Origin of the sequence: Pseudorhodoplanes sp. (assembly GCF_035565855.1) — a bacterium.
In the GTDB taxonomy this organism is placed as follows: Bacteria; Pseudomonadota; Alphaproteobacteria; order Rhizobiales; family Xanthobacteraceae; genus Pseudorhodoplanes.
Map to the genome: position 1 here is coordinate 1 of NZ_DATMRX010000120.1, position 6,818 is coordinate 6,818.

Here is a 6,818-nt window from a genome sequence, read left to right on the forward strand (position 1 = left end):
CTGAGCTGGTTGACCTGCGATGGGACCAGATCGACTTCGGCGCGGCGACGCTGGCGGTCCGCCGGGTCAAGCGCGGCTCGCCGAGCACGCATCCGATACAGGGCGATGAATTGCGGGCCCTGCGGCGCCTGCAGCGCGAGCAAGAGCCGTCGTCCCCGTACGTCTTCACCAGCGAGCGCGGGACGCCGTTCACCACGGCCGGATTTGCCCGCATGGTCGAGCGGGCGGGCTCAGCGGCCGGTCTGGGCTTCAAGGCGCACCCGCACATGCTGCGGCACGCCTGCGGCTTTGCGCTGGCAAACAAGGGCCACGATACCCGCGCCCTGCAGGCCTATCTCGGGCACCGGAATATCCAGCACACGGTGCGTTATACCGAACTTTCGCCCGATCGGTTCAAGGAGTTCTGGCGGTGAGCTGGCTCACCACATTCGAACACACTCGATCGTATTGCACCAATACACTCGACCGAGAATACGGTCAGTGATAAGTCCTGTGCCCATGCTTGACACGGTTTGTGCGTCAAGCCTGTACATCCACGCCCAAACCACCAGCGCGACTAACAGTAGGGCTAGTAAGGCCTTTGCTGTCGGTGTCATTAGTCCCCTCCGTCTGGAAAAAGCTGCCGCAAGGTACCGCCTCAAAACGGCTGGGGATACCGACTGCCCGGGGCGCCGGCCAGTGGTCCGCCGTGCAGGTCCAGCGTGTTATGGTGCGTCTTCAACCGGCGGCGTAAGGCGAGGGGCTGATATGACCTTGGATGATTTCTCTAAAAAGCTCAATGAGTTGGCGTCCGGTCAATACGCTCAATTAGACCATGACACATATGCTATACTGTTTCCGCCGGGAGAGCCGGACGAGCGTGCACGCGAGGCCTGCTACAAGTTCGCCAAGGATCGCGGCCTTAGAATTGAAAACAAGCCGGAACATCGCGTTATCTGGTTTGTGAGAGACTGATTCGCTCAAACCTCGTCCTGAAGTGGTGTCCGTCTCGCCTTTGATGATGCCACGTTGAAATAAATCTTAGCGCGCATCGTCATCCTGCAGCGTCGGTCAACGCCGAATAGCGATTGATGCCCGTCGCCCTGCCGGTGGTGACGTTGCGCGCGAGTCCGCGCCGTCGCATTTCTCGTGAATGCACGACGAACGCAGCCATGTTGCAGGCCCTTCGCAAGCGACGCCGCAAAAGCGTGCGCCGGGAACGGTCACGCGCCGATCGAAGGTAACGAACGGCAAGTGGCGGCTGCCGGGCGTCGACAATCGACTTCCGATGGCGCGCCGCTTTCGTGACCTTTGCACCGAATACGCGCGACAGGTTGGCGGCGATCTGACCGAAGCGGAGAAATCCCAAATCCGACAGGCTGCGCTTCTCACGATGCGCGCGGAGGGAATGCAGGCCGCCCAGGTGATCGGCGAGCCGATCGACGAAGAGATGGCGATCCGGCTGAGTTCGGAAATCCGGCGCATCCTGACGCCAATCATTGAGCGATCTGCCGCGAGGCGCGATGCAGCGGCACCAAGCGCCATCCGAGATCGCCTGACAGGGGCCGCGGCATGACGCGCCCCCTGATCCTCCGTTTCTTTGATCGGCTGAAATGGATTGACGGCCGGCCGCTGCTGGACACGATCGAGCCCTACCGGCGCGAATTGTTCGTGAAAGCCTTTCACGAGACGCGGGCGGACGGGCTGCCCGCTTATAACCTCGTGCTGGCCGGCCGGGGCAAGAAGAACTGGAAATCCGCCGACCTAGTGCTCGGTGCCCTCTATTCGTTGCTCATCAAGGAGAGCCACCATGGCAATGACGGCCTGATCGCCGGAAATGACGAAGATCAGGCCGCGCAAGACCTGGCGTTGGCGAAAAAGCTCATTCTGGCAAACCCGACCGAGCTTGCGCCGGAGCTCGAATGCCTCACAAGCGAGATCAGGCGTCGCGATGGCCGCGGCTCCCTGCAAATCCTCGCCGCTCGCAATGTGATCGGCCAGCACGGAAAAACCGCGCTGTTCATCGGCTATGACGAGGTGCACGGATATCGCTCTTGGGACTTGTTCGAGGCGCTGGCGCCGGACCCGACGCGAACTGACGTCCTGCAGTGGATCACGACTTACGACACGATTTTCAATCGGCCCGGCATCCCGCTTTTCGATCTGAAAAAGGCTGCGCGCGCCGGCGAAGACGATCGCATGCTGTTCTCCTGGTACAGCGGGACATTCAGCACCGATCCCGCCCTCGCCGACGCCGAACCGGAGGTCCGCGCCAATCCGAGCATGGCCTCATGGCCGGAGGGCCGCGCATATCTGGACCAGCAAAAGCGGCGCTTGCCGGCTCACAAGTATCGGCGCCTGCATCTCAACTTGCCCGGCGTGCAGTCCGGCGCCTTCCTGGACCCAGACAATCTCAACTCCGCAGTCATTCCGAACCGGCGCACCGTGCCGCCATCACCGGATCACCGCTATGTCGGCTTTGTCGATATGTCGGGTGGATCATCCGACGATGCCACGCTGGGGATTGCGCACAAGCGGCAAGATGGCGTTGCGGTGGTCGACGCCGTGCTGGCGCAACTGGGGCCGCCGCCGTTCAATCCGCGGGATGCAGTGAAGCGTTTCGCCGGCATTCTGAAGGAATATCGCGTGTCGAAGGTCGTCGGCGACAATTACGCTGGCACCACGTTCAAGCACGATTTCGAAGCACTCGGCATCCGGTACGAGTCCTGTCCGGTGCCAAAGACAGAGCTTTACGAGCAGTTCGAGCCAAAGCTCAACGCCGGCGAGATTGAGCTGCCGGACATTCCAAAATTGACCGATCAGCTTCAGGGGCTCGTCGTCCGCGGGTCACGCGTCGACCACTTGCCCGGCGAGCATGACGATTGGGCCAAAGCTGCCGCCGGCGCGGTGTGGTGCGCAGCAGTGAAGCGAGCAACAGCAACGGCCGCGATGGGCCACTACAGCACGGCATGGTGAGCACGATGGCGAACAAATATTACACTCGCGACTCAAGCAAATGGGTAAAGCAGTCGCGGTTTCGGCCCGGGCAAGAATTATCGACCGATCCGGCGAAGATCATCACCTATTTCGCCTTCGACCCGGATCTTGATCCGAGCGGCACGGTGGCGAAGGCGAAGGCGGCTTATGTCGCGGCGTTCGAGGTGGTCGACGGGCTTCGCGGCAAGCGCGGCGAGCTCGAAGCGAGCAAGAAGTTCACGCCGCTGGGTCTGCAAGAACAACTCGGCGACGCCGCGCTCAAGGAAGCATTGCCGGCGCTGAAGCGGTCCCGGGTCGCAATCGAGAAGCTGCAGAGCGAGATCAAGGAGAAGCGGTCCAAGATCACACTGGCGAAGCCGAGCGACGATCAGCGCAAAGACCATGAAGAAATTCGCAGCGCGATGCGGGCCATGACGCCAGCGCAGCGCGATCAGTTTCTTTCCGAGAACCGCGGCAACCCGGTCGTAGCCAGCGCCATTGCCAACGCCATTCCAGCGTTGAGCGGCGTGCACCCCGACGTTCACCGCAACATCGCGACCGAACAACTGCTCCGGGAGCGCGGCCCGGAGATCGAAGAGCTGGACAGCCTGTCCGAGGTGCTGAACCTCGCCGCGGACGTGAGCGGCAAGGCGCGAAATGAACTGCGACACATTATCGGCTGCAGCCCCCAGGTTTTCGACGAAATCGCAAAAGTCGCGGAAGCCAACGACGGCCGGGCGCCAATGCGTCGCGAGCTTCGCGTGGTCGGCGGCGAGCAGGTCGAGATTCCTCGCGTCTATGACATCGATCGCAAGGTCTGGCGCGATGCCAGCGCCGAAGAGATCAAGGGATTTGCGGCATGACCCCTTGGCTGCAAACCCTGTTCGGCCAAGGCCCGCGACTCACGCCGCAAGCCGCGCTCGCCGCGCCCAAGACGGCCGGACCCGATACGCTGAGCGCTGATGTGGCGTCCATGCAATCGATCTGGCGCACCATCGCCGACGTGCTCGAAGGTCACGACGCCATCAAGGCGGCCGGCGAACGGTATTTGCCCAAGTTCGAAAAGGAGTCGCGCGAGAAGTATCAGCGCCGCTTGATGGATGCGCCGTGGCGCCCGATCTTCCCGGCCGCGCTGGAAAGCTTGGCCGCGAAGCCATTCCAAAAGCCGGTGACGCTCAACGGCACGCCGCCGAAGGCGATGCAGACCTTCGCCGAGAATGTGGACGGTCGTGGCAATTCGCTAAGCGTATTCGCGCGGATCCTATTCGACGATGCGGTCGCGTTCGGTCCGGGCCTGTTTATGGTCGACTACAGCCGGTCAGTGCCGCGCGCCGATGGCAAGCCTCTGACGCGGGCGGACGAACGCGCGCAGGGCTTGCGGCCATACTGGGTCCGCATCCATCCCCGCGATATCATCGACATTCGCACGGAATGGGTTCGTGGTCGTGAGGTCGTCACGCACGCGAGATTCTTTGAGCGCGCGGCGGTCGCGAACGGTTTCGCGGAAGAGACGGTGACGCGGGTTCGCTTCCTGGAACGCGATACCGGTGGTGCTGGCGCGCGCTGGACGCTCTGGCAGCAAGCCACCGGTGGCGCATGGATCGAGATCGACTCCGGCCTGATCACGATCGGCGAAATCCCGCTGGTCATGTTCCACGTCGGCAAGCGCAAGGGTGTCGTGAGCTGTAAGCCATGGAGCTACGAACTGTGCCACGTCGCGCTCGAATATTATCGCAGCTTGGCGCGGCAGACTGAGATTGAGAATTTTAGCGGATGGCCGATCCTCGCCGGCCAAGGTGTCGCCAAGCCGGATGATGCAGACAGCATTACGGTCGGCCCGCACGCCGTGCTCTATGCGCAGCCTTCCGGCGACGGAGGCCGGCCGGAATGGGAATTGATCGGCCCCGATGCGGCGCTCGTTGCCGAGATCGCGAAAGGCCCGGAGCGCATTGCCGAGGTGTTTTCCAAGTTGGCGCTTGAGCCGACGTTGCCGAGATCGAATGTCACCGCGACCGCGGCCGGCATCGATAACAGCCGCGCACATTCCGCAATCGAGTCCTGGGCCATCGCTCTCAAGAACGCTTTGGACGAAGGGCTCGCCTTCACCGCGAAGTGGCTGCAGATTGCCGACGTCACGACGGCGAACGTCAGCACGGACTTTGCTGCCCTGGCCGGTGGTGCCGAAGAGGCGAAGGTGCTCGCCTCGGCTCAGCAGCGCGGCGTCATCTCCGCAAAGACCGAACGCAACGAACTGCGGCGCCGCTCAATCCTTGGGCCGGATGCGCCGGATGACGAAACCGAAGAAGAGCAAATCGCGCTGGAACGCGAAGGCCTCGAACCTGAGTTCGAAACGAACCCGCGCACCGGCGAGCCGATCGACCCAGCCGAGCGTCTGGAGGCGGCAGAATGAAACAGCGGTACGAACTTCAGGCCATAAACGGCGAAAGCGTACGCGTGACGTTCACTTACGAGCCGCACGAAAAGGCCAAGCTCGATCGTTTGCTCGCCGATCTCAATCGAGGCGGTGCCTTAGTCACCCCCTTGCCGCCCGCCGATTGCGAGGGCTGCGCATGACGAAATGCGAACGGGCCGACGCGGAACGCCAAGGCCAAGCGCAACCCCGTGCGGCGGAGGGAGTCCTCCGCACGGGACGCGCGCAATCAGAACGCTGCGTCCGCGAAAGCGCGGCGTGACGCCGGCCGGTTGGCGCGGACGTACCGTCAGCCGGCCGGCATCAAATTGGAGGACGTGAAATGACCGTCGCCGAACTTGGTTTCAAAATCGACAGCGGCCCGGCCGCGGCGGCATCGCGCGAACTGGAAAAACTCCGCGCATCAGCGAAGGGTGCCGAAGACCAGTTCAAGCGGATCGAACGCGCCGCCGCTATGAGCGGCCAAGGCCAGCGTGCCTATACCAAGGCGATCCAGGACGCATACAACATCCAAGGCCAAATGACGCGGGCGCAGCTCAACGTCATCCGCAACTATGAGACCATGATAGGCCGAACGCAGCTTGCCGGCCGCGCGCTCGAACAATTCAACGCGCTCCGACGCGCTGGCGTGTCCGCAGATACATCGGCGGGCCGCGCCATCGCCGCGCTTGCCGGGCATTACCACGATCTGACGGAAGCGCAGAACAAGACCGAGCGGTCGGGCAGCAATCTTGCGAACACTCTGACCCGGCGCTTTGTCGGCGGCTTCCTCATTCTGCAGCTCAAGGAAATGGCCCGCGCTGTCGTTGAATTGAATGGCGAGTTGGCGAAGACGGGAGACATAGCGAGCCGAACCGGCATCAATGCCGGCAATCTGCAGGGGCTTCAAACCGCAGCGCAATATCGCGGCGTGGGCGGCTCCGAGTTCTTGGACTCCATGCTCAAATTCAACCAGGAGGTCGCGCAAGCAAAACTTGGCCTTGGCGATCTGGCCAAGCTGTTCCGCGTCAACGGGGTCGAGGCCAAGGGCACCGAGGATGCGTTCCTCAAGGTCGCCGATCTGGTTAAGAACGCCCGCACCGAGGCGGACAAATTCTCAATCCTGCAGCAAGCCGGTCTCCCGGCGTCGCGCGAATTCGTCAAGCTGATGGAGCAAGGCGCGGATGCGATCCGCCGTCAAGCCTCCGAGGCCGCTACGTTCACCGATGCCCAACTGCAGCGCGCCAAGGAAATTGACGAGCAGTGGAATAAGGTTTGGACCGACGTGACCCGGCGCGGCAAGCAAGCCGCGCTGGAGATCATGGATCCGAAGAACTGGACGCTGAATATCAACATCGTTCCTGGTTCTATCGCGGATCGCATCCTGAATTTTGCTCGGGACGCCGGCCGCGCGGTGAGCCAGTTGCCCGCCGCGCCGCTACCGCAACGAGAC

8 protein-coding genes are annotated in these 6,818 nt (G+C 62.6%); all 8 read left to right on the forward strand.

Translation table 11 applies throughout. From position 1 onward, the window contains the following. Positions 1-413: tyrosine-type recombinase/integrase (locus tag VN004_RS06765; RefSeq protein WP_325608265.1), on the forward strand; the 413-nt coding region annotated here is incomplete at its 5' end. A gap of 334 nt (positions 414-747) precedes the next feature. Beyond that, positions 748-954, forward strand: a complete 207-nt coding sequence (locus tag VN004_RS06770) for a hypothetical protein (protein ID WP_325608267.1) — start codon at positions 748-750, stop codon at positions 952-954. Between the two features lie 313 nt (positions 955-1,267). Further along, positions 1,268-1,555, forward strand: a complete 288-nt coding sequence (locus VN004_RS06775) for a hypothetical protein (protein WP_325608269.1) — start codon at positions 1,268-1,270, stop codon at positions 1,553-1,555. Next, positions 1,552-2,955, forward strand: a complete 1,404-nt coding sequence (locus VN004_RS06780) for a hypothetical protein (protein ID WP_325608271.1) — start codon at positions 1,552-1,554, stop codon at positions 2,953-2,955. Before VN004_RS06775 ends, VN004_RS06780 begins: the two co-directional genes overlap by 4 nt. 5 nt (positions 2,956-2,960) lie before the next feature. Then, positions 2,961-3,818, forward strand: coding sequence for a hypothetical protein (locus VN004_RS06785; RefSeq protein ID WP_325608273.1), 858 nt, complete (start codon positions 2,961-2,963; stop codon positions 3,816-3,818). Next, a complete protein-coding gene (locus VN004_RS06790) occupies positions 3,815-5,365 on the forward strand; it encodes a DUF4055 domain-containing protein (RefSeq protein WP_325608275.1) in 1,551 nt (516 codons plus the stop codon). The genes VN004_RS06785 and VN004_RS06790 overlap by 4 nt, the downstream gene beginning before the upstream one ends. After that, positions 5,362-5,529 carry a hypothetical protein gene (locus VN004_RS06795; RefSeq protein WP_325608277.1) on the forward strand — a complete coding sequence of 56 codons (168 nt, stop codon included), beginning with the start codon at positions 5,362-5,364 and terminating at the stop codon, positions 5,527-5,529. The genes VN004_RS06790 and VN004_RS06795 overlap by 4 nt, the downstream gene beginning before the upstream one ends. 179 nt (positions 5,530-5,708) lie before the next feature. Next, on the forward strand, positions 5,709-6,818 hold a 1,110-nt coding region (locus VN004_RS06800), incomplete at its 3' end, for a hypothetical protein (protein WP_325608279.1).